The 18,972-nt window shown below is 42.0% G+C and carries 23 protein-coding genes and 1 pseudogene; 19 read left to right on the top strand and 5 right to left on the bottom strand.

Annotated features, from left to right (window positions below; all coding sequences use genetic code 11):
- Nucleotides 1-36 precede the first annotated feature (36 nt).
- Complete coding sequence (locus ACF8FD_RS08815) at nucleotides 37-390, bottom strand: hypothetical protein (RefSeq protein ID WP_234304560.1); 354 nt, start codon at nucleotides 388-390, stop codon at nucleotides 37-39.
- Nucleotides 391-606: 216 nt separating this feature from the next.
- On the opposite strand from ACF8FD_RS08815, the gene ACF8FD_RS08810 reads away from it, so the two are divergent.
- The 14 genes and pseudogenes from ACF8FD_RS08810 to ACF8FD_RS08745 all read left to right on the top strand — a co-directional run bounded on the left by ACF8FD_RS08810 (nucleotide 607) and on the right by ACF8FD_RS08745 (nucleotide 10,525).
- Complete coding sequence (locus ACF8FD_RS08810) at nucleotides 607-1,314, top strand: hypothetical protein (protein WP_392453327.1); 708 nt, start codon at nucleotides 607-609, stop codon at nucleotides 1,312-1,314.
- A gap of 107 nt (nucleotides 1,315-1,421) precedes the next feature.
- Nucleotides 1,422-1,694, top strand: coding sequence for a hypothetical protein (locus ACF8FD_RS08805; RefSeq protein WP_004695211.1), 273 nt, complete (start codon nucleotides 1,422-1,424; stop codon nucleotides 1,692-1,694).
- A 589-nt stretch (nucleotides 1,695-2,283) separates the two neighbouring features.
- The gene (locus ACF8FD_RS08800; RefSeq protein WP_125274689.1) at nucleotides 2,284-2,679 is read left to right on the top strand and encodes a VOC family protein; all 396 of its coding nucleotides are present in this window, start codon (nucleotides 2,284-2,286) and stop codon (nucleotides 2,677-2,679) included.
- A 639-nt stretch (nucleotides 2,680-3,318) separates the two neighbouring features.
- The gene (locus tag ACF8FD_RS08795) at nucleotides 3,319-3,984 is read left to right on the top strand and encodes an RluA family pseudouridine synthase (protein WP_234304562.1); all 666 of its coding nucleotides are present in this window, start codon (nucleotides 3,319-3,321) and stop codon (nucleotides 3,982-3,984) included.
- Between the two features lie 277 nt (nucleotides 3,985-4,261).
- A complete protein-coding gene (locus ACF8FD_RS08790; protein ID WP_234304563.1) occupies nucleotides 4,262-5,218 on the top strand; it encodes a DUF5660 family protein in 957 nt (318 codons plus the stop codon).
- Nucleotides 5,219-5,368: 150 nt separating this feature from the next.
- Nucleotides 5,369-5,755 carry a ribonuclease E inhibitor RraB gene (locus tag ACF8FD_RS08785; RefSeq protein WP_004695219.1) on the top strand — a complete coding sequence of 129 codons (387 nt, stop codon included), beginning with the start codon at nucleotides 5,369-5,371 and terminating at the stop codon, nucleotides 5,753-5,755.
- A gap of 168 nt (nucleotides 5,756-5,923) precedes the next feature.
- Nucleotides 5,924-6,369, top strand: a pseudogene (locus ACF8FD_RS08780) (SRPBCC domain-containing protein).
- Nucleotides 6,370-6,427: 58 nt separating this feature from the next.
- Complete coding sequence (locus ACF8FD_RS08775; protein ID WP_234304564.1) at nucleotides 6,428-6,778, top strand: DUF488 domain-containing protein; 351 nt, start codon at nucleotides 6,428-6,430, stop codon at nucleotides 6,776-6,778.
- Between the two features lie 179 nt (nucleotides 6,779-6,957).
- Complete coding sequence (locus ACF8FD_RS08770) at nucleotides 6,958-7,296, top strand: zinc ribbon domain-containing protein YjdM (protein ID WP_234304565.1); 339 nt, start codon at nucleotides 6,958-6,960, stop codon at nucleotides 7,294-7,296.
- Between the two features lie 139 nt (nucleotides 7,297-7,435).
- Nucleotides 7,436-7,801: a 5-carboxymethyl-2-hydroxymuconate Delta-isomerase gene (locus tag ACF8FD_RS08765; RefSeq protein ID WP_234304566.1), complete on the top strand. Its 366-nt coding sequence runs from the start codon at nucleotides 7,436-7,438 to the stop codon at nucleotides 7,799-7,801.
- Between the two features lie 233 nt (nucleotides 7,802-8,034).
- Nucleotides 8,035-8,370, top strand: a complete 336-nt coding sequence (locus ACF8FD_RS08760) for a YegP family protein (RefSeq protein ID WP_004695228.1) — start codon at nucleotides 8,035-8,037, stop codon at nucleotides 8,368-8,370.
- Nucleotides 8,371-8,479: 109 nt separating this feature from the next.
- On the top strand, nucleotides 8,480-8,926 hold the full coding sequence (locus ACF8FD_RS08755; protein WP_234304567.1) for a nuclear transport factor 2 family protein: 447 nt from the start codon (nucleotides 8,480-8,482) through the stop codon (nucleotides 8,924-8,926).
- A 99-nt stretch (nucleotides 8,927-9,025) separates the two neighbouring features.
- Nucleotides 9,026-9,430 (top strand): NUDIX hydrolase, encoded by a 405-nt coding sequence (locus ACF8FD_RS08750; protein WP_183174142.1) that lies wholly within the window; start codon nucleotides 9,026-9,028, stop codon nucleotides 9,428-9,430.
- Between the two features lie 39 nt (nucleotides 9,431-9,469).
- Nucleotides 9,470-10,525 (top strand): DUF1176 domain-containing protein, encoded by a 1,056-nt coding sequence (locus ACF8FD_RS08745; protein ID WP_279678924.1) that lies wholly within the window; start codon nucleotides 9,470-9,472, stop codon nucleotides 10,523-10,525.
- Here ACF8FD_RS08745 and ACF8FD_RS08740 read toward each other — a convergent pair.
- Complete coding sequence (locus tag ACF8FD_RS08740; RefSeq protein WP_234304569.1) at nucleotides 10,522-11,457, bottom strand: tRNA-dihydrouridine synthase; 936 nt, start codon at nucleotides 11,455-11,457, stop codon at nucleotides 10,522-10,524. The two genes, ACF8FD_RS08745 and ACF8FD_RS08740, sit on opposite strands and share 4 nt — an antisense overlap.
- Before the next feature lie 228 nt (nucleotides 11,458-11,685).
- Between ACF8FD_RS08740 and ACF8FD_RS08735 the strand changes: the two genes are divergently transcribed.
- On the top strand, nucleotides 11,686-12,636 hold the full coding sequence (locus tag ACF8FD_RS08735) for an IS481 family transposase (protein WP_234304570.1): 951 nt from the start codon (nucleotides 11,686-11,688) through the stop codon (nucleotides 12,634-12,636).
- A 17-nt stretch (nucleotides 12,637-12,653) separates the two neighbouring features.
- On the opposite strand, the gene ACF8FD_RS08730 is transcribed toward ACF8FD_RS08735, so the two are convergent.
- Nucleotides 12,654-13,463 (bottom strand): inner membrane protein YpjD, encoded by an 810-nt coding sequence (locus ACF8FD_RS08730; protein WP_087528146.1) that lies wholly within the window; start codon nucleotides 13,461-13,463, stop codon nucleotides 12,654-12,656.
- 138 nt (nucleotides 13,464-13,601) lie between these two features.
- On the opposite strand from ACF8FD_RS08730, the gene ffh reads away from it, so the two are divergent.
- A complete protein-coding gene (ffh, locus tag ACF8FD_RS08725) occupies nucleotides 13,602-15,008 on the top strand; it encodes a signal recognition particle protein (RefSeq protein WP_010327404.1) in 1,407 nt (468 codons plus the stop codon).
- 179 nt (nucleotides 15,009-15,187) lie between these two features.
- Nucleotides 15,188-15,787, top strand: coding sequence for an alpha/beta hydrolase (locus ACF8FD_RS08720; protein ID WP_058870184.1), 600 nt, complete (start codon nucleotides 15,188-15,190; stop codon nucleotides 15,785-15,787).
- On the opposite strand, the gene ACF8FD_RS08715 is transcribed toward ACF8FD_RS08720, so the two are convergent.
- Both ACF8FD_RS08715 and ACF8FD_RS08710 read right to left on the bottom strand, forming a co-directional pair.
- Nucleotides 15,778-16,509, bottom strand: coding sequence for a type III pantothenate kinase (locus ACF8FD_RS08715; protein ID WP_151835768.1), 732 nt, complete (start codon nucleotides 16,507-16,509; stop codon nucleotides 15,778-15,780). The genes ACF8FD_RS08720 and ACF8FD_RS08715 overlap by 10 nt on opposite strands.
- 16 nt (nucleotides 16,510-16,525) lie before the next feature.
- Nucleotides 16,526-17,281: a biotin--[acetyl-CoA-carboxylase] ligase gene (locus ACF8FD_RS08710; protein WP_279679205.1), complete on the bottom strand. Its 756-nt coding sequence runs from the start codon at nucleotides 17,279-17,281 to the stop codon at nucleotides 16,526-16,528.
- Between the two features lie 28 nt (nucleotides 17,282-17,309).
- On the opposite strand from ACF8FD_RS08710, the gene ACF8FD_RS08705 reads away from it, so the two are divergent.
- Both ACF8FD_RS08705 and ACF8FD_RS08700 read left to right on the top strand, forming a co-directional pair.
- Nucleotides 17,310-18,113, top strand: coding sequence for a sulfite exporter TauE/SafE family protein (locus ACF8FD_RS08705; protein WP_205667651.1), 804 nt, complete (start codon nucleotides 17,310-17,312; stop codon nucleotides 18,111-18,113).
- A gap of 159 nt (nucleotides 18,114-18,272) precedes the next feature.
- A complete protein-coding gene (locus tag ACF8FD_RS08700; protein WP_004983028.1) occupies nucleotides 18,273-18,968 on the top strand; it encodes a GntR family transcriptional regulator in 696 nt (231 codons plus the stop codon).
- Nucleotides 18,969-18,972: the final 4 nt, after the last annotated feature.

Below are 18,972 nucleotides of genomic sequence, written 5' to 3'. Positions count from 1 at the left end.
TTGGATATGGATGCTCTATTTTTAAGCATTACAACATTAATGAATTTCAACTCGGGTCGTGACCTTAATTTTTCGACATTCTCGGTCAGCTTCGACTAAAGCACGAATTTTAAAGTCAGAAAACCGCACTACTCGGTTTTGCATAGCAAACTGTTCAGGTGTCCTAATTTCTAAGCACTGAAAAGGACGTAGATTTTTTAGGATGTGCTTCTGTTTATCTGTCATGTTCTGTGTCGATAAATATACATAGCCTTTGGAGGTTTTTAACAACACTTCATGTGGCTGTGCTTCAGTTGAGTTGGTGACTTTGACAATATGTGTTTTTAACACTTTGCATGCACTGAGGGAAAGCGCAAGGCACAGCATCAATAGGGCAGTTTTGGTTTTCATGATGAAACGTATTTGAATGGTCTTTCGTCACTTTAGCCGAAAGTTTTCCATGGCAACAATCAAAATATGACACGGATACAGTCATCTGTTTTTAATTGTAGAGCATTCTACAAATAGGCTTCTGATAAATGCTAATCTGTAGCACAGGTCTCAAAGATGAAGCATTCATTAGCGCGCTCTTTTACCTACTTTATTATTTAAAAAATTAACAAAACTATGAAAAAACAGTTCATTCTCACTTCTCTAATGTTCACTGCAATGTTGGGTATATCCGCCAATATATATGCTGAAAATTTAAGCGCAGCGGATATAGCTGATATTCAGCGACAAAAAGCCACCAGCCAATACAAGGCTTACCTTCCCGCAAAATATACGGTGTTAGAGGTCCTGCAAGGGGACTTAAACAAAGATGGTTTAAAAGATGTGGTTTTAATCGTCAAAGCTACAGATCCGAAACAATGGGTCACCGATGAATACCGTGGGAAACTAGATCGCAACCGCCGTGGTGTGATTGTGCTGTTGAATACCAAAGGGCACTACCAAAAAGTCGTTCAGAATCTGTCACTGTTTTCTTCAGAAAATGAAGATGGCGGTGTGTACTTTGCACCTGAGTTGGTGCCCTCTATCGAAAAAGGCCTGTTAAAACTACATTATGCCCATGGCCGTTATGGATATTGGGCCTATCAGTTTCGTTTAGAGGGGCGTGATATGCGCTTGATTGGCTATGACAGCTCCGATAATTTTGGCCCTTATGTGAACAGTGAAACCAGTGTCAATTTTCTCACGGCTAAGAAGCTGGTCAGAGAAAATCTCAACAAAGACTCGGATAGCGACCCTAAATTTAAAGAAATATGGAGCAAAGTGAGTGTTGCTCCGCTGTATTTGAGCACAATTCAGGACATCGATGATCTGAGTTTTGAATAGTGTTGGCTTAGTTTTTGCTAACTTATATCTCAAAATGCACTTCTATGAGTGACGTGAGCCTAGGGCATCAGTCACATGACTGCTTGGATTATGTATAGGGGAGAGAGATGGAAAATAAAGAACTGCTCTTGAGTGTTGAAGAGAAACCTAAGCTGAGTACGGCGGCTCATTTGATGGCAGGCTGGCCTTTGTTTTTAGTGATGATTGGTGGTGCAATCGGTGGAGCCTTAGCTGTGGTTGCTTATGTGATTAACCGAAAAATCTATCTGTCTCAGCTCAGCAATATGCAAAAGGTGCTTGCCAATTTACTCTGTGGTATGTCTGCGATCAGTTTATGGTGGTTTATTGCAACATGGTTGCAAGGCTATATGGGGACTTAAGCGTTCTGAAATGATGGTGTAAAAAATGATAAAAGTTCATTTTTATGCGATGAAATAGATGATTCAACTGTCGTTATGAATATTTTTATCAAGTCTGGTTTTATTTAGGGAAATATTTTTCATCATCGCTTGAAATTAGCTAATCTTCGGAAATTTATCCCGTACCAATTTGCTTAATATAGCGTTTAAGGGCACAGGAATCGAAAAGAGTAGTTTGCGACTTGTTATCTATCAGATCAGCGTCGTACTTACCCACAAGGTCTCGATTCGGCTTAGGACGCTATAGATTATCCATTTATAGGCAAAAGTTTAGAACTTACCCAGTTTTAATCGTTGAAGTTATCTCCTGATCCCTAGAAACAACATGATAAAAACAACACGATAAAAGACACGTCCATTTAAATATTTTCTTCCATTTTAAGCGTCTATATTGCTCCGAATTTATTCAAATATTTGCTCTAACTATGCTAAAACAAATTGGCGCTTTGGTTTGCGAAAACGGCTTTAAAAAAATTGCGATTTGATAACATTGGAACGCTTAGAGTTCTGCTATAACCATTAAAAGTCTGATAAAAAATATGGAACAACAATGAAAATATATGTCACTAGCATCATGGTCGATAGCCAAGAAAAAGCCTGTCAGTTTTATACAGAAAAACTCGGTTTTAAAGTCAAACATGATGTACCTGTGGGGGATTATCGTTGGCTGACTTTGGTTTCCCCCGAAAGTCCAGAGGGTGTTGAACTGCTACTGGAACCTGATGCACATCCTGCGGCACAGCCGTTTAAAGCTGCGATTAAAGCAGATCTGATTCCCTATACTTCTTTTCAAGTGGGTGACCTCGATGCGGAATATGAGCGACTCAAAAACTTAGGGGTGCGCTTTACTAGTGAACCGATGCGGGCAGGAAAAGTTAAAGTTGCAGTCTTTGATGATACCTGCGGGAATCTCATTCAGCTGATGCAGGTCTGCGCAGGAAGTTGAATTTCTCATCTGTGATGCAGTAAAGAAATAAAATCCTGAGAAAAGCGCTGTTATGTGAGAAAAAAATCATAAATACGCTGCATTTGGGAAAATATTTTTTAGATAACCTGAAAGCCAAGATTTTTTTCCAAAAATAGCCAAAAAGACTTTATCTTCGGGAAACAATCCCGCCCTTGGATTGTTAAATTATATCTCAAGGGTGTGACGGGATCGAAAAGAGTAGCATGCTACCAGTGGCGCAAAACGCGTGAGTAGTACTTACCCAAAAGGTCTTGATTCGGCTTAGGACGCTATAAATCAAAAGTTTATAGGCTATAAGATCATCGCTTACAAAGTTATGATAGTTGAAGTAAACAACATGTTTTCCCAGACACCCTAAAAAATTTGAACTCGAATAAAATATAAATCAAAAAAAATAAATTTTAATATTTCCCGATAAAACCGAAAAATTCTGCTGTTGTAGTTTCACTTACATCATTTTATTTTAAGTTTTCAATCTAATCAGCGCTGCTAAAAAGTTGGTTTTATATGGAGTGATGGGTGCCTAGGATTAAGGCTGTTTTCGATATTTCTTGAATGATTGACAGCAGAAACACAGCTTGCTATTTTTCGCGCTCGCTTTTGTATGCTGTTATTCTCATGGCTCTAAATGACAACTTTATTTATACACCGCCCCAAGAAGACTTGGTGATCGTTTATGAAGACGATGATTTGGTGGTGATTGAAAAGCCTGCGGGTTTGTTGTCTGTGCCAGGGCGTTTACCAGAACACCAAGACAGTGCCTATTTACGGGTTTTAGCTCAGTACCCACATGCCAAAATTACCCATCGTTTAGATATGGCGACCTCGGGAATTCTAATGTTTGCCAAACATCGCGATGCCGAAGTCGCCGTCAGCAAAATGTTCCAAGCCCGCACGGTGGACAAACACTATATTGCTTTAGTTCAAGGCCAGTTGGATGCCGCAGGCAGTGTTGAAGTACCACTGATTACTGACTGGGAAAATCGACCACGGCAGATCGTGCACTTTGAACTGGGCAAACCTGCAAAAACACTTTATCAAGCTCTTAGCTATGATACTGAGACCGGTATTACGCGAGTTTTACTGACCCCGATTACGGGGCGTTCACACCAGCTCCGTGTGCATATGCAATATATTGGGCATCCAATTACAGGGGATAAGTTATATCACCCTGAGCCGACACGAAGTCCATTAAAACGTATGGCTTTACATGCCAGTTTTCTCGCCTTTCAGCAGCCTTTAAGTGGTAAAGCGGTTGCGATTCATGGAAGTGTGCCATTTTAACTGTGTCACACTTTAACTATATTTTGAGAAATACTTAAAATTTGGGATATCAGGTCGTTTAAAAAACCGTTAGCGTAAGTTGTGTAAGTGCAGTTTTATCCAGTGTGCTTATCTTTGTTGAAATTAACATTTGAGTTTGGCTTTTTAGCCATGATCACGACTGATTGAAATTGAATGAAAATAGGTTTGTCTGTTCCAAGGCTTACTGTTCGAGTTTCATGTGTTCTTACAGCGGAGTCTTTAAAAGAAAAATGACGTTCCCTTAGGGAGATAGGCCATGCTTTATGTATTTGCTGTCATTCTTGTGCTGCTGTGTGCGGTTATATGCTGGCAAAAAATACACAGCCTTGCCCAAAAAAAGAAGATTGAATCCTTAGAAAGCAATTTAGAGCGCAGTCGAAACAGTTTAGAAGTTTATGAACAGCAGCAAAGTGAATTACAACACCGGCTGACCAGTTTAAGAATTGAGCTTGGAACACTCAGACAACGTAACGAAACTTTGAGTCCTTACCAAGAAATTATTGATGTTGAACACTATGTGATTGAACGGCACAACCAAGTTGAATTGTTTGCTGAAACGGTTAAATTTGATGCTGAACAGATGCTCAAACAATTTCGGCAGCGCATTGAAAAAGTACATCACTTCTTAACGGAATATGAATGTAAAGCCAAAGAAGTTACCATGCAGCGCGCCAGAGAAAAACTGGGTGCTTTTTTTCATATGGCTGAAGAACGACAACATCTGGCTGAAATATCGAAGGTACTACACCATAAAATTGAAACCTACAGCCAGAGTTATCAACTACCTTCCGAGCAGTTATTAGATGAACTCATCGAAGGCTATGGGAAAACGGATGCGGCTGTTCATTTACTGAAAGTTCGGCAACAGGTGATTCGTGCGGTTGAGCAAAACGACGTTGTGAACTGCGCCTTTATGGATGAGAATCGGCGATTATCGATGATGGTTTTGGTTTCACAGTTGTTTAATACGAAAGCAGACTTTTATTTACAACGTGTGAGCAAAGACAATCTTGGTCTTTTGATTCAAGCTTTGCAGGATGACTTTACCCTGATCAATTACTATGGTGTGGCTTTCGGTCATACTCAGATACAAGAGAGTTATCTGGCTTTACGCTTAGAAGAACTTAAATTTTCAGCCTTATTAGAAAACTTAAAAAGCAGTGATTTACAGTTTCAAGCGGACATTTTAGTTGAAGATCGGGTTTTACACTAACACGGCAAAGCCAGCGTGAAATAAAGTCTAAACAACCTTCGAAAAATCAGATGTAACTGCTATAAAAATGAGCAAAATATGCTATGTTGAAGTCACTATTTTGTCACTTGCCAACGATATATTGGCTAAAAAGATAACAAGGACATACGCATGACACGTGATTATGAATTATATCCAGATGATGATAACGGAAATGTACTTTGGCAAATGGCTGAGGATGGCGACGACCTGTCTGAACCGCATGAAATAGAATATTCGATTGCCTTTCAAGAGCAGTCACAAGCAGAAAAGTGTGCGTTGTATTTATTACAAGAAGAGCAAAAAATCACGTTGTTTGTCGATGAAGAAAGCGACGTATCTGAGTGGATTATTACCATCTATGTGTATATGGAACCTGAGTATTCAGACATTGTTGACTTAGAACAATGGTTTACTAAAATTGCAGAACAGTTTGGTGGTGAATATGACGGCTGGGGCTGTATGGCCTATGTCTATGACGATGAAGATGATGAGGACTATGAGCAAGGTCAAGCCTAAGAAATGGTTAAAGTTAAAGCATGTTGAAAAACATGCTTTTTTTGTTGGTGGGGAGAAAAAGAAGGCAGGACACGTTTTGCTTACCTAAGAATGTTTACAGAAAAATACAGCATGTGGGTTTGAGCGTTTTAAACTAAATCTGAATATTTGAAAAAAACGAAAAAAATCATGCCAAATAATGTCCAATTACACCGCGTATTGAGTGCGCCCGTCGAGCGCGTCTATGGTGCTTTTACCACCGCAGATGCTTTAGTGAAATGGATGGCACCACATGCTTTACCGCACATGTAGATCAGTTTGATTTGCGAGAAGCTGGTCAATATCGCATGTTCTTTACCAACTTCAGTACGGGCATGCAGCATTCATTTCATGGCACTTATCATGAAATCGTTGAAAACAGTTTATTGCGCTATACCGATGAGTTCGATGTACCTGAACTAGCAGGAAAAATTGAAGTGCGTGTTGAGTTTAAAGAAGTATCTGTCGGTACTGAGGTCCATATTACGCAGTCTGGTTTATCCGATGTGATTCCTGTTGATGGCTGTTATCTGGGTTGGCAGGAGTCATTGCAACTCTTGGCTTTTTTAGTGAATCCAGACATTCCCGATGAATAGTGCTTCGTCATCGTTGAACAATAGAATAAGTTGCACAAAAGAATAAAAGGAGTTCTGCATGCCAATACGCATGAAGAGAATTTATGCACCTGCCGAGGCCGAGGATGGCAAACGGGTCTTGGTTGACCGGTTGTGGCCACGAGGGGTCTCAAAACTTGAGGCAAAAATAGATGAATGGCCAAAAATTCTAACACCATCCAATGAACTACGGAAATGGTATCACCAAGACATGGTGGCACACTGGGATGAGTTTAAAGTCCGTTATATGAAAGAACTGGAAGCACATCCCACCGAGTTGAATGATTTGCGCCAATTCGCGGTGCGTGAGCAGATAACGTTACTCACCGCAGCCAAAGAAGAACAGCATAACCATGTGGTGATTTTGAAGCAGTGCTTGGAACAAAAATAAGAGTTGAGCTGATGCTAATACAGGGAAAATTTATATTTTCCTAGGCTTTATTTTATTCATCCCATGACAATGCTAAAGCCTTAAAATAAATATGTGATTCGCATCGTTTTCATCTGAAAAATGCTATATTGGCGCTTTGAGCAATGTGAATTGCTTATTTTTTTATTTTTGAGGTTTTTATGTCTTTACCCAACTGCCCAAAATGCCAGTCCGAATATACCTATGAAGATGGTGACTTGCTGATCTGTCCTGAATGTTCAAACGAATGGAAAGAGGGAGAAGCAACAGAAGAAGTGGTAGCAATCAAAGATGCCAACGGCAACTTACTTGCTGATGGTGACACGGTAACGTTGATTAAAGATTTAAAAATTAAAGGTTCGTCATCGGTGGTGAAAGTCGGAACCAAAGTGAAAAATATTCGTTTACTGCCAGATGCCGCAGATGGTCATGACATTGACTGTAAAATTGACGGTGTCGGTGCGATGAAACTGAAATCTGAGTATGTGAAAAAAGCCTAATCCGCTGAGTTTGCAGCTTGAGATTAAAACGGAGTCAATTGGACTCCGTTTTTGTTTTTTAGCCATTTTGAAAAGACATTTAAGCGTTGAAACACCAGCACAGCATGCTATAAAGATAAAAACTGTTGAAGAATACGTTATGCCACATATCCACCTTGAATATTCAGACAATATCGATACCCTTGAAGTTAAGCCGATGTTATTGGCTCTAAACCAAGCTTTGCTGGATGGTCAGTTTGTACAATCGGGCAATCACATCAAAAGTCGTGCCATTCGGCAGTCCGATTTTGTGATTGGGGTAGAAGGCGATGCGCAGGCTTATTTGCATGCCAAAGTGTCTTTATTAAGCGGACGAGATGAAGCCACCAAGTCTGCCATTTCGAGCCAATTGCTTAAAACCTTGCAGCAAAACTTTACCGCTCCTCAGGATTTAACGGTACAAATTTGTGTAGAAATTATTGAAATGCCAAAAAGCAGTTATAGCAAATTGGTATTAAAAGCATAAAATTATGAAGAGTTCCAAACCGTTTATTGGGCTGATATCACGTGTCATTTAAACGGTTTGAGGCTGTCATGCGTTATTCATATAGCGCTGTTATTTTAAAAAAATAAAATCTGGGCTGGTAGTAAATGCACTTTTTTTTATAAAAGAAGTCATTTATATTTTATGAAATTGGATGATTTTTTATTCGGTTTTGGTGGATCTATAATCACTTTAAAATAACAATAGGTGAGCTTATGTCAGGATGGTACGAAGTAAGTCAGGCAAATGATGGCCAATATCGCTTTGTTTTAAAAGCGGGAAATGGCGAGGTCATTTTGACCAGTGAACTGTATAAAGCAAAGGCGTCAGCACATAATGGAATTGAATCGGTGCAAAAAAATAGCCCCGATGATACGCGTTATGAACGCTTAGAAGCCAAAAATGGCAAACCTTATTTTAACTTAAAGGCTGCCAATCATCAGATTATTGGTACCAGTCAGTTTTATGCCAGTGAGCAATCCCGAGATAAAGGCATTGAATCGGTCAAAAACAATGGTTCAAGTACCACGATTAAGGATTTGACGACTTAAGATCAGATTACATATTTTGCTTGTTTTAAGAATTAAAGAAAACCGCGTGTTTGCTATGGATGGCGCACGCGTTTTTTATGCGGTTTGATTTGTAGTGTGGGAGTGCGATGTGGATTTTCGATTAGTTGGAGATGAGCATGCAGGGCATGAAATTATCTTCAAACTCAAACAATGGGATGATGCCATTTGTAAAATGGATGTACAAAATATCATTCGTCTTTGTCAGAGTGATGTCAGCTTGTTTGATATTGGGTTTGAGCTACAAGGTGTACAAGCCTATCAAGAATTGTGGAGACGATATGCCCCATTTTTTCAGGGGGAAATCAAAGTGTTCAGGCGTAACATCAATATTTTTAGTCTTGACGGTTTAGCTTTTTTACATTGTTATTCTAAATTGGATCATGCCAGTGGCGTTGCAACCCCAGAGATTCCTTGGTGCAGAACCACGCTATGTTTTCAAAAAACGGCAGGTGAGTGGTTGGTTGCCCATCAGCATATTTCGGTGCCTGTGGACTTTGAAACTAAAATGTCAAAGCCGATTTATTTTCCAGACTGAGTTCGACTAAAGCTTTGGCTTGGGCACAGATAGAGCCACCTCCGTTTTGCTGGACTATGTTTGAATGACAACATGAACAACTTAAGAAGGAGGGCATCTATGGCATTTCAAGACTTTTACCGACTGAGTTCTCATGCAGTGCTGACCAATGACGCAGGACAGGTTTTGCTACTGAAAGCCAATTATGCCGATCAGGCTTGGGGGCTACCCGGTGGAGCCTTGGATATGGGAGAAACCATTCATCAGGCTTTATTGCGTGAGTGCCAAGAAGAGCTCGGTTGTCAGGTTCAAATCGATTATTTATCGGGTGTGTACTTTCATTCGGCAGTGACCTCACATGCCTTTATTTTTAGATGTCATTTGGCTGCATCTGCTGAGATCAGCCTCAGTGATGAACATACGGCTTATGCTTGGTTTGATTTAGATCAGCTGTCGAGAGTACAACGGATTCGCGTTGAAGATTGTTTAAATTATACAGGTATCGTGCAAAGCCGAAGTTTTTGAGTGCAAAATTAAGATTCCTCTAAAGTGGAGTGAGTGCATATGTTGAATAATAAGATCATAAAACGAAATAGTCCCATTATTGGTGTCTTGCTGATGAGTGCCTTGAGCCAGTTGACTCATGCTGAAACGGGTAACTATTTTATGCATAAAGACTGGGAGCTTGCCTGTGATAATACGGGTATGTGCCGTGCGGTGGGGTATCAAAGTGATGCTGAGTTTGGTCATCCAGTTTCATTACTGATTTCTCGTCCCGCAGGTGCAGGCAGTGCGGTGCTCAGCCAAATTCAAGTGGCTGAGGAGTTTACGCAGGATACTGAAGCCAGTTTAAATATAGGAGGAACATCTCTAGGGAACCTAACCATCGATGCCAAGAAAAGTACTGCGAAACTGTCCAGTGCTCAAAGTGCGCAGTTGCTAAAGGCCTTGGTGGGTGCAGAAGATATTCGTCTTACGACCCAAGCACAGCAATGGCAAATTTCAACCGCTGGTGCAAATGCTGTTTTGCTCAAAATGGATGATATACAAAAACGTGTAAATACACCGAATGCGGTATATCAAAAAGGCAATCAGTCTGAGCAAAATGTTTTACAACCCAAAGCCATCCCCAAAATTGGCATCACGGGATACCGACCTGCGGTTGCCAGTCATTTTGCCGTGGACAGTAAAAATGCCCATCAACTCTTTAAAAAGTTAAAAGCAAAAACAGATGAACAAGACTGTCCAAATCTCTATGAGGCACGGTTTTTTGAGGAAGATCGGGTTTCAGTCTATCCGCTGAATGCGGAACAAGTGGTGGTTCAAGTGCCATGTTGGCGTGGAGCGTACAATGAAGGTCTAGGCTATTGGGTTATGGACAAAGCATTGCAAAAGATTCAGCAGCAAGTCACCACATCAGGCTCAAGTTTTAGTGAGGCGCAAATTTTCTCAGAACAAAAAGGGCGGGGTATCGCTGACTGTGGTATTCGTTCCGAGTGGGCTTGGAATGGAAAGGCTTTTGTCCTCAGTTATCATGCACAATCGCAGCAATGTAAAGGCTTTGCGGGTGGTGCATGGAACTTACCCACTTATGTCGCGATCGTTGCGCGAACGGATTAAGTCGCGCTTGCGTTTAGTTTAAGAATAATGTCATCCAGCGGCTTGATACGCTTGACTTCATCCCAGAGGGCTTTGGCTTCAGGATAGTGTTTAGACATCATGCCCAACCACTGCTTATAACGTCCGACCATATTCATTTCTTTTTTATAGCCGCCGTTTAAAAAACGGATTTGTAAGGTCAGTAGCTCATTCCATGTGAGCAGAGGTGTATCGATATTTTGACGAATACACTGAGTCAAATCGGGGGTAGTCACGGCACCACGTCCAATCATCAAATCTTCACAGCCAGACTCTAACCGACACTGTTTCGCGTCTGTATTGTTCCAAATTTCACCATTGGCAATCACATTGATCTTCAATGCTTCACGAATCGGGCGGAGCTGATCCCAAAAAGCGGGTGGGGTATAACCATCGGCTTTGGTACGTGCATGCACGGTAACCCATGCTGCACCTGCATCTTCAATGGCATGAGCATTGTCCAACATAAAATGTCGGTCCATATAGCCTAAGCGCATTTTCGCAGAAACAGGAATGTGCGCAGGAACCGCATCACGTACTGCTTTGACCAGTTCATGCACCACTTCTGGCTCATCTAAAAGCACCGAGCCACCACGGTGACGGTTCACGGTTTTGGCTGGACAGCCAAAGTTCATATCAATGGCGGGTGCACCGAGTTTCACCGCACGGATGGCATTGGCAGCCAGCATTTCAGGGTCATTGCCTAAAAATTGAACATGCACGGGTGTTCCCGCTGCCGTTTTTCCATCATTCAGTAATTCAGGGCAATACTGATGAAAAATATGATCGGGTAAGACCGAATTGGTCACACGGATAAACTCGGTCACACACCAGTCGAAGCTACCTACAGACGTGAGCACATCACGCATGATTGGGTCGGTTAAGCCTTCCATCGGTGCAAGAATGAGTTTCACAGCGGTGTCACCAGTCAAATAGAAAAACGGTGTTATACGCAAATCCGATCACGCTGTCTAGTCTAAGGTGTTTGGGTTAAAGCGAAATAGCTTTGAATCTGTGTCTCCTCGACAAAGGCGTCATCATGTGAAACTAAAATAACCGTCCCTGTAAAATCTCAAATAGCCTGTGTGTTTAGTCTCAGATTTTAATGGTGCAATATTCTCAGATAAATGGAAGGAAGCACTATGGGACAAGTTCTACACAGCAGTGCCACAACGACACAGGCAGTGCGTCGAGCAATACAAAATAGTCAAGAGAGCTTAAGAAGGCTAGCCAAGCGTTACGGCATCAATCAAAAGACCGTCGCAAAATGGAAGAAACGTACTTCAGTAGATGATCTTACAACCAGTCCAAAGAATCCTCGCTCAAGCGTGTTATCGCCTGAAGATGAGGCGACAATTGTTGCTTTTCAAAAACGCACTTTGTTGCCGCTAGACGATTGCCTTTATGTATTGCAGCCGAGTATTCCTTATCTGACACGCTCGTCGTTACACCGCTGCTTGCAGCGGCATGGTATTTCACGGCTGCCTGAGGTACAAGGTGATCGCCCTGTCAGGAAGCGCTTCAAGAGCTACCCCATTGGTTACTTTCATATCGACATCGCTGAGATGCAAACAGCACAGGGTAAGCTTTATTTCTTCGTTGCCATTGATCGCACTTCCAAGTTCGCGTTCACAGAATTGCATACTAAAGCCAGTAAGATGGCAGCCGCGGAGTTCCTGTGCAATCTGGTTAAGGCTGTGCCCTATAGAATCCATACGGTGCTAACAGATAACGGCATCCAGTTCACGAACCGCACCTGTGATCGCTACGCCTCTGAGCACATCTTTGATCGGGTTTGTACTGAATGTGGCATTGAACATCGTCTTACCAAGGTTAAGCATCCATGGACCAATGGACAGGTCGAGAGGATGAACCGAACGATTAAAGAAGCTACTGTTAAACGGTTCCATTACGACGATCACACTCAGCTATGCATTCACCTTGCTGATTTTATTGCTGCATACAACTTCGGCCGCAGACTCAAAACACTCAGGGGCCTGACTCCCTACGAATTCATCTGCAAACAGTGGATAGATGAACCTGAACTTTTTAAGATTGATCCGATCCATCAAATGCCGGGACTAAACACCTAGTCAAACTAAAAAAGACTTTATCGACCTAAAATCATTTCCAACACAAACTTAGATCCGATAAAACCGACAGCCAACAAGAAGAATCCAATTAAGGTAAAACGAATCGCTTTTTGACCGCGCCAACCAAAACGGTAATGTCCGATGAGCAAAGCCCCATACACAAACCAAGAAATAATACTAAAAGCGGTTTTATGTGCCAGATGTTGGGCAAAAAAGTTATCGATGGTAAAGAAACCAAACACCAACGCCACGGTCAGTAAAATAAAACCCGTTTTAATCAAGTCAAACAGTAAAGATTCCATGGCTTGAAAAGAGGGCAGTAAGTTGACCCAAAAGCGTTTCTTTTGTTTGTTTTTTAACTCACGATCTTGGAACCATAAAATCACGGCTTGTATGGTCGCCATGAGTAGCACTGCATAGGCCGACAGCGACAAAATAATATGAATATCTAGGCCCAATGAGCGTTGTTCAATAAATTGGGTAGACTGGCTAAAGGCAAAACCTAAAATAAGTCCTGTAGCAGCCACAGGAATGCCAATCAGATTCAAAGCTAGAATTGGACGATAAGTGCTATAGAGCAGACTAAGTAATAGCATGAGCCCAGATGTAAATGACATTAAGACAAAAACGTCATAATTCACTCCCATCGGTGTGAGCATGTCATGGTACAAAACAGTGGCATGTAGCAATAAGCCTAAGCCTAAAATAATGCCAATAAACCAATGGTTTGGATCACGTTTAGCCATTAATTTGAGAAACAAATACCAAAAAGAGGTGGTATAAGCGACTAATGCTAAGATGGTGTAAACCAAGGGCAGGCTAATCATGTCAAACCTTTTTCAGGATGATGAATATTCATTTATATAAATTCGGTGCGAACTACAGTATCCTATAGCATTCTATGCATAAATTTTCTATTTTAAGAAAGATTTTTTTGCAACTAGCAATTTTAAGCGGATTTTGCAATGTTTGATACCTTAACGGAACGACTCACGCAGAGTTTAAGAAATGTTACTGGCTCTGGGCAGCTAACCGAAGACAATATTAAAGATACCCTACGTGAAGTACGTATGGCACTTCTTGAAGCCGATGTTGCACTTCCTGTAACTCGTGAATTTATCGCGAAAGTTAAGGAAGAGGCGTTGGGTCAAGAAGTCATGACTCAATTATCGCCAGGCCAAGCATTTGTTAAAATCGTGCATGACGAATTAACGAAAATGATGGGCGAGGCAAATGAAAGCCTTGATCTTGCAGCAAAACCTCCTGTTGTAGTCCTACTCGCGGGCTTACAAGGTGCAGGTAAAACAACAACGGCTGCAAAACTTGCTCGCTTCTTACAAGAACGCCAAAAGAAAAAAGTAGCGATGGTATCTGCCGACGTTTACCGTCCAGCAGCAATTAAACAGCTACAAACCGTTGCAGGTGAAGTTGGCGCGATTTTCTTTGAATCGAGTGCAGACGAAAAACCAATTACCATTGCAACGCGTGCAATTGAACAAGCCAAAATTCAGTTTGCGGATGTCTTGATTGTCGATACTGCAGGTCGTCTACACGTAGACGATGAAATGATGGACGAGATCAAAGAACTTCACGCGGCGATTAAGCCAACTGAAACTTTGTTCGTGGTCGATGCAATGACCGGTCAGGATGCGGCAAATACAGCCAAAGCCTTCAATGATGCACTGCCATTAACGGGTGTGATTCTGACCAAAACTGATGGTGATGCGCGCGGTGGTGCGGCGCTTTCAGTACGTGCAATCACAGGTAAGCCAATCAAATTCTTAGGTATGGGTGAAAAGCTCGATGCCTTAGAGCCATTCCATCCTGAACGTGTTGCACAGCGTATCTTGGGTATGGGTGACGTACTTTCTTTAGTCGAAGAGCTTGAGCGTAAAGTCGACAAAGAAAAAGCCGAAAAAATGGCGAAAAAACTGCAAAAAGGCGGCAGCTTCAACTTTGAAGATATGCTAATGCAGTTTGAGCAAATGAATAAAATGGGTGGCATGATGGGCTTCTTGGATAAGTTGCCTGGCATGAGCAATGCAGGGATTCAAGATGCGTTGGCGCAAGCGAACCCTGAAAAGCAAGTGAAAAAGATGGAAGCGATTATTCAATCGATGACCATCAAAGAGCGCCGCAATCCGGACCTCATGAACCCAAGCCGTAAAAAGCGCATTGCAGCAGGCTGTGGTATGGATGTCGTTGAAGTCAATAAGTTGATTAAACAACATGCGCAAATGGCGAAAATGATGAAGAAATTTGCCAATCCATCGGGTATGGCAAAAATGATGAAATCATTAAGCGGTATGCAAAAACAGTTTGGTGGCGGCGGCGGAATGGGGCCATTATTTGGTGGCAACGATAAGAAGTAATCTACTTCTTACCATTTCAGAAAAAGGCGCGTTGAGCGCCTTTTTTATGTTGTTTTGTGAGTCATGGAAAATATTATGTGTATTTTCAATACCCTCAATCAATAACAAAAACGCACTGTTTATGGCTTGAAAGTTGCGTAAAATTTATTCTTTTCAAACATTATAATAAGAAGTTGAAAATGAATGGATCAAAACAACATATCTATATTGTGCATGGCTATCAAGCATCGCCCAATGACCATTGGTTTCCATGGCTAAGTCAAAAACTCAGTCAGATGGATCTGCATGCTAAAGTAAAACGCTTAGTGCTCCCGCACAGCGATGCACCACATTTCGAAGAGTGGCAGCAGGCTTTGGCCCTGCAGATGACCACTTTGGATGAACATACCATCATCATTGCGCATAGTTTGGGGTGTCTGGCGACTTTACATTATCTCAGTAGTAAACTGCGTGAACGTCGAATCAAAGCGATCTTTTGTATTGCGGGCTTTAAAGCGGCTTTAAAAAGCTTACCTGAGTTAAGTGGCTTTATTGCGCAAGCGAAGTTGGACAGCGGTATACTCCACTCTCACATCGCTTCACGTGTGGTGATGTTTTCCAATAATGACCCTTATGTTCCACCGCCTTTGGCCCTTACCTTTGGGCACTTCTTGAGTGCAGAGGTACTGGAGGTGAAACGTGCAGGGCATTTTATGCGTGAAAATGGCTATGCTGAATTTGAGCTACTGCTCAATACCTTAAAACCCCTTTTACAACAGCAGGCGGTGGCTCAGGGTTGATGCTGAATATAATATTGTAGCCCTTTAAGTAATAAATCATTTTCAATGCATGGTGCATACTCTGCCAAATAGCGCGCAAATACAGGCGCATCACCGCCAGTTAAAATCAGTTGGCGTGGAGATTGTTGCAAGACTTTTTCAATGGTACTGACCAAGCCGAGCAAAATCCCATGATGCACTGCGTCGATGGTATTACGACCGGGCCCCAGTTCATCAAAAGCGGCATCTGGAATTTTAATGCCTTTGGTGTTTTGGATCAGCGAGTCTCGTTGTAAGTAGAGGTTGGGTAAAATATAGCCGCCCAAATGCTGTAAACCATCCGCCAAGTCGATGGTCAGCGCCGTGCCACAGCTAATCACACAATAGTTCTGCTCAGGATTACGTGCGACGGCCAACACTTGCAGCCAACGGTCAATTCCGAGTTGTTCAGGCTGTTCATAGCCACATTGTAAGCCAGCATAGTTGGCCTGTACTTGAGCAAAGGTGATCGGCACATTTAAACTTTTTAAAAGTCTACGGATTCGGTCATTATTTTTTTTGTCCTGAACCGAAGAAACGCCAATTTGTTGGATGTTTAAGTTTTTAAAATGCTGAATTAGACCTAAAAGTAAATCGGCAGGGGATTGCAAATGTAACTCAGCCCCTTGTTCCAAAATTTGATCTTCCTGCGTAATCCAATACTTCAGACGAGTATTACCAATATCTAACCATAAATTTTTCATGATGATGCTCAATCATTTAAACAGGGATCATTGGGCGTAAACGGCCTTGATAAAAGCTTTCCACACCATTGGCGGTCTGAATTTGTACTGCACCATCATCTTGAATGCCTAAAAAGATGCCTTGAGACAGACCTTTCATATGTTCAAATTCGACCTGTTGCTGCATAAATGCTGCGTAATGATTGAAACGAGAAGCCAAATTTGCACTGTTATGGGTGAACCATAGGCCTGCCTGTTGAATCGCCAGATACAGTTCTGCCATTAAGCGAATTCGCTCTGCTTGGGCTAAACCCAGCTGTTCAAGTGAGCTGGTGGCTTGATCAAGCTGGGTATCTTCGATTTGGTTGATATTGATACCTACTCCAATAATCGCTTGGTGGCTTGACAGTGGTTCAACTAAAATTCCTCCCCATTTACCTTGAGCACTGTAAAGGTCATTTGGCCATTTCACTTGCAGAGCAAGGCCTTGCAAACTCGGCATTTGCAAGATATTTAACGCAATTTCTAAAGCCAAGCGCCCATCTATAGGTGTTTTGGTTTGTAGCAATGTGCTTAAATAGATGTTTCCTTCAGGAGAAACCCATTGTCGTTGGCGCTGTCCACGACCTTGAGTTTGTCGTGTACTGCAGACCAAAACGCTCTGAATCCCTTTTTGCGCAATTTCACGCACATCATCATTGGTGGATGTGGTAACTGGCTTAAGCAATAAAACTTCAGGAAGTTGCTGTGCTTCAGCGAGAAGCTGTTGTAATTGGCGTGTCTCTAAATCCATATGAATCTGAGAAAAGTGAAAAATGATCATGGAGTTAATCATATATTTACTGATTGGCGCAATCGCTGGTTTTGCTGCGGGGCTATTTGGGGTCGGTGGTGGACTCATTATCATCCCGATTTTATATGTGGTGTTTACTCATCTGAACTATGACCCGAGTGTCATTATGCATATGGCTGTTGGTACATCATTGGCGACCATCATTGTCACGTCAATGAGTTCAGTGAGTGCGCATCATAAACGTGGGGCCGTGTTGTGGCCTGTGTTTCGCAATTTGGCACCGGGTTTAGTTATGGGCGCTTTTTTAGGTGCGGGCATTGCAGACTATATGTCAGGACATGGCTTACAACTGTTGATCGGTTTTTTTGCGGTGTGGGTGGCGTACAAAATGTTTAGTGGCGCACATGTTGAGGTCGATCCATCGCGTCAGTTGCCCTCTACAGGCAAACAGTTATTTGTCGGTGCAGGCATTGGTGTGGCTTCTGCGATCTTTGGCATTGGTGGGGGCAGTTTGACAGTGCCGTACTTAAACCGTCATGGTGTGGTTATGCAAAAAGCGGTGGCGACGTCAGCTGCTTGTGGCTTACCAATTGCAGTGGCTGGCGCTATAGGTTTTATGTGGTTCGGGCATCGGGCTGAAGTGAATGTACCAAATACCATTGGTTATATTCATGTCTATGCATTTTTCGGGATTGCGGTCATGAGTTTTATCACCGCAAAGTTTGGTGCGAAAGTGGCGCATCTTTTATCGCCTGCGATGTTGAAAAAGTGTTTTGCTGGTTTGTTGGTGGTAGTTGGTTTATATTTTATTTATCAAGGTTTTAGTTCTTAATTTCTTTGACAATGTTGTGTGCGTTGCTGTTGATTGGCATTATAGACGGTAAAATTGTTAGACAATGACATAGTGTTTAGCGTTTAAGATCGGGTAAAACCTAAAAATAGGTCACTAAAGACCATGGATTGCATCTTATAAAAACAAGTTAGGAACAGTATGCAAGCACATGATACAGAGAGTTTGTCCGAACAAATTGCCAAGCACATCAGTGAACAAATCATTCGCGGTGAGTTGGTCGAAGGTGAGCGCATACAAGAATTACGTATTGCCGCTGAACTGGATGTGAGTCGCGGCTCGGTGCGTGAGGCTTTGTTACTGCTTGAACGTACACATCTGATTGAAATCTACCCGCGCCGCGGCGCTATCGTTTCTGAAATGTCCGCTCAGCAAGTGCGTGCCTTGTTTGACACCAGCAGTCTGCTATTGGGGCAAATTGTGCAACGCATTGCGGAAACATGGCGTAGCTATGAAGCGGAACGTTTACAGCTGTTATTGGATGAGTTGGGGAATCAGCTGAAACAGGGCAGTATCGAAAAATTTTATGATTTGATTTTTGAAGGATTGGCGCGCCAGCATGAAATGGTGGGCAATGCTTATTTGATGAAGTTTTACCAAGAACTGTTACCCTCGATACGACGGAGCTATTTTTTAACCTTAAATACTTCGCGTAGAGAGTTACAAGAATCTTATGATTTATTTAAACTGGTGACTGATGCTGTTTTAATCAGAAAATCACAACAAGCTACTTTATTTATGGAAGATTTTTGTCGACACTTACGTAACTTGGTGTTGGAATCTCTGACCCGAATGAAACAAATTGAACTTGCGTGGGCGAGACGCTCACGACGTTAGTCAG

Origin of the sequence: Acinetobacter sp. TYF_19, assembly GCF_043105125.1 — a bacterium.
Taxonomy (GTDB): domain Bacteria; phylum Pseudomonadota; class Gammaproteobacteria; order Pseudomonadales; family Moraxellaceae; genus Acinetobacter; species Acinetobacter johnsonii.
The sequence above is the reverse complement of the archived record's forward strand: the minus strand, read 5'-3'. Positions and strand labels throughout refer to the sequence as shown.

Excerpts from the sequence above, each read along its gene's own strand:
- ACF8FD_RS08795 (WP_234304562.1), top strand. The coding sequence starts at position 3,319 with ATGGCTCTAAATGACAACTTTATTTATACACCGCCCCAAGAAGACTTG.
- ACF8FD_RS08765 (WP_234304566.1), top strand. The coding sequence starts at position 7,436 with ATGCCACATATCCACCTTGAATATTCAGACAATATCGATACCCTTGAA.
- ACF8FD_RS08730 (WP_087528146.1), bottom strand. The coding sequence starts at position 13,463 with ATGATTAGCCTGCCCTTGGTTTACACCATCTTAGCATTAGTCGCTTAT.
- ACF8FD_RS08710 (WP_279679205.1), bottom strand. The coding sequence starts at position 17,281 with ATGGATTTAGAGACACGCCAATTACAACAGCTTCTCGCTGAAGCACAG.
- ffh (WP_010327404.1), top strand. The coding sequence starts at position 13,602 with ATGTTTGATACCTTAACGGAACGACTCACGCAGAGTTTAAGAAATGTT.
- ACF8FD_RS08785 (WP_004695219.1), top strand. The coding sequence starts at position 5,369 with ATGACACGTGATTATGAATTATATCCAGATGATGATAACGGAAATGTA.
- ACF8FD_RS08745 (WP_279678924.1), top strand. The coding sequence starts at position 9,470 with ATGTTGAATAATAAGATCATAAAACGAAATAGTCCCATTATTGGTGTC.
- ACF8FD_RS08715 (WP_151835768.1), bottom strand. The coding sequence starts at position 16,509 with ATGAAAAATTTATGGTTAGATATTGGTAATACTCGTCTGAAGTATTGG.
- ACF8FD_RS08705 (WP_205667651.1), top strand. The coding sequence starts at position 17,310 with ATGGAGTTAATCATATATTTACTGATTGGCGCAATCGCTGGTTTTGCT.
- ACF8FD_RS08800 (WP_125274689.1), top strand. The coding sequence starts at position 2,284 with ATGAAAATATATGTCACTAGCATCATGGTCGATAGCCAAGAAAAAGCC.
- ACF8FD_RS08770 (WP_234304565.1), top strand. The coding sequence starts at position 6,958 with ATGTCTTTACCCAACTGCCCAAAATGCCAGTCCGAATATACCTATGAA.
- ACF8FD_RS08700 (WP_004983028.1), top strand. The coding sequence starts at position 18,273 with ATGCAAGCACATGATACAGAGAGTTTGTCCGAACAAATTGCCAAGCAC.
- ACF8FD_RS08720 (WP_058870184.1), top strand. The coding sequence starts at position 15,188 with ATGAATGGATCAAAACAACATATCTATATTGTGCATGGCTATCAAGCA.
- ACF8FD_RS08805 (WP_004695211.1), top strand. The coding sequence starts at position 1,422 with ATGGAAAATAAAGAACTGCTCTTGAGTGTTGAAGAGAAACCTAAGCTG.
- ACF8FD_RS08810 (WP_392453327.1), top strand. The coding sequence starts at position 607 with ATGAAAAAACAGTTCATTCTCACTTCTCTAATGTTCACTGCAATGTTG.
- ACF8FD_RS08760 (WP_004695228.1), top strand. The coding sequence starts at position 8,035 with ATGTCAGGATGGTACGAAGTAAGTCAGGCAAATGATGGCCAATATCGC.
- ACF8FD_RS08790 (WP_234304563.1), top strand. The coding sequence starts at position 4,262 with ATGCTTTATGTATTTGCTGTCATTCTTGTGCTGCTGTGTGCGGTTATA.
- ACF8FD_RS08775 (WP_234304564.1), top strand. The coding sequence starts at position 6,428 with ATGCCAATACGCATGAAGAGAATTTATGCACCTGCCGAGGCCGAGGAT.
- ACF8FD_RS08815 (WP_234304560.1), bottom strand. The coding sequence starts at position 390 with ATGAAAACCAAAACTGCCCTATTGATGCTGTGCCTTGCGCTTTCCCTC.
- ACF8FD_RS08735 (WP_234304570.1), top strand. The coding sequence starts at position 11,686 with ATGGGACAAGTTCTACACAGCAGTGCCACAACGACACAGGCAGTGCGT.
- ACF8FD_RS08750 (WP_183174142.1), top strand. The coding sequence starts at position 9,026 with ATGGCATTTCAAGACTTTTACCGACTGAGTTCTCATGCAGTGCTGACC.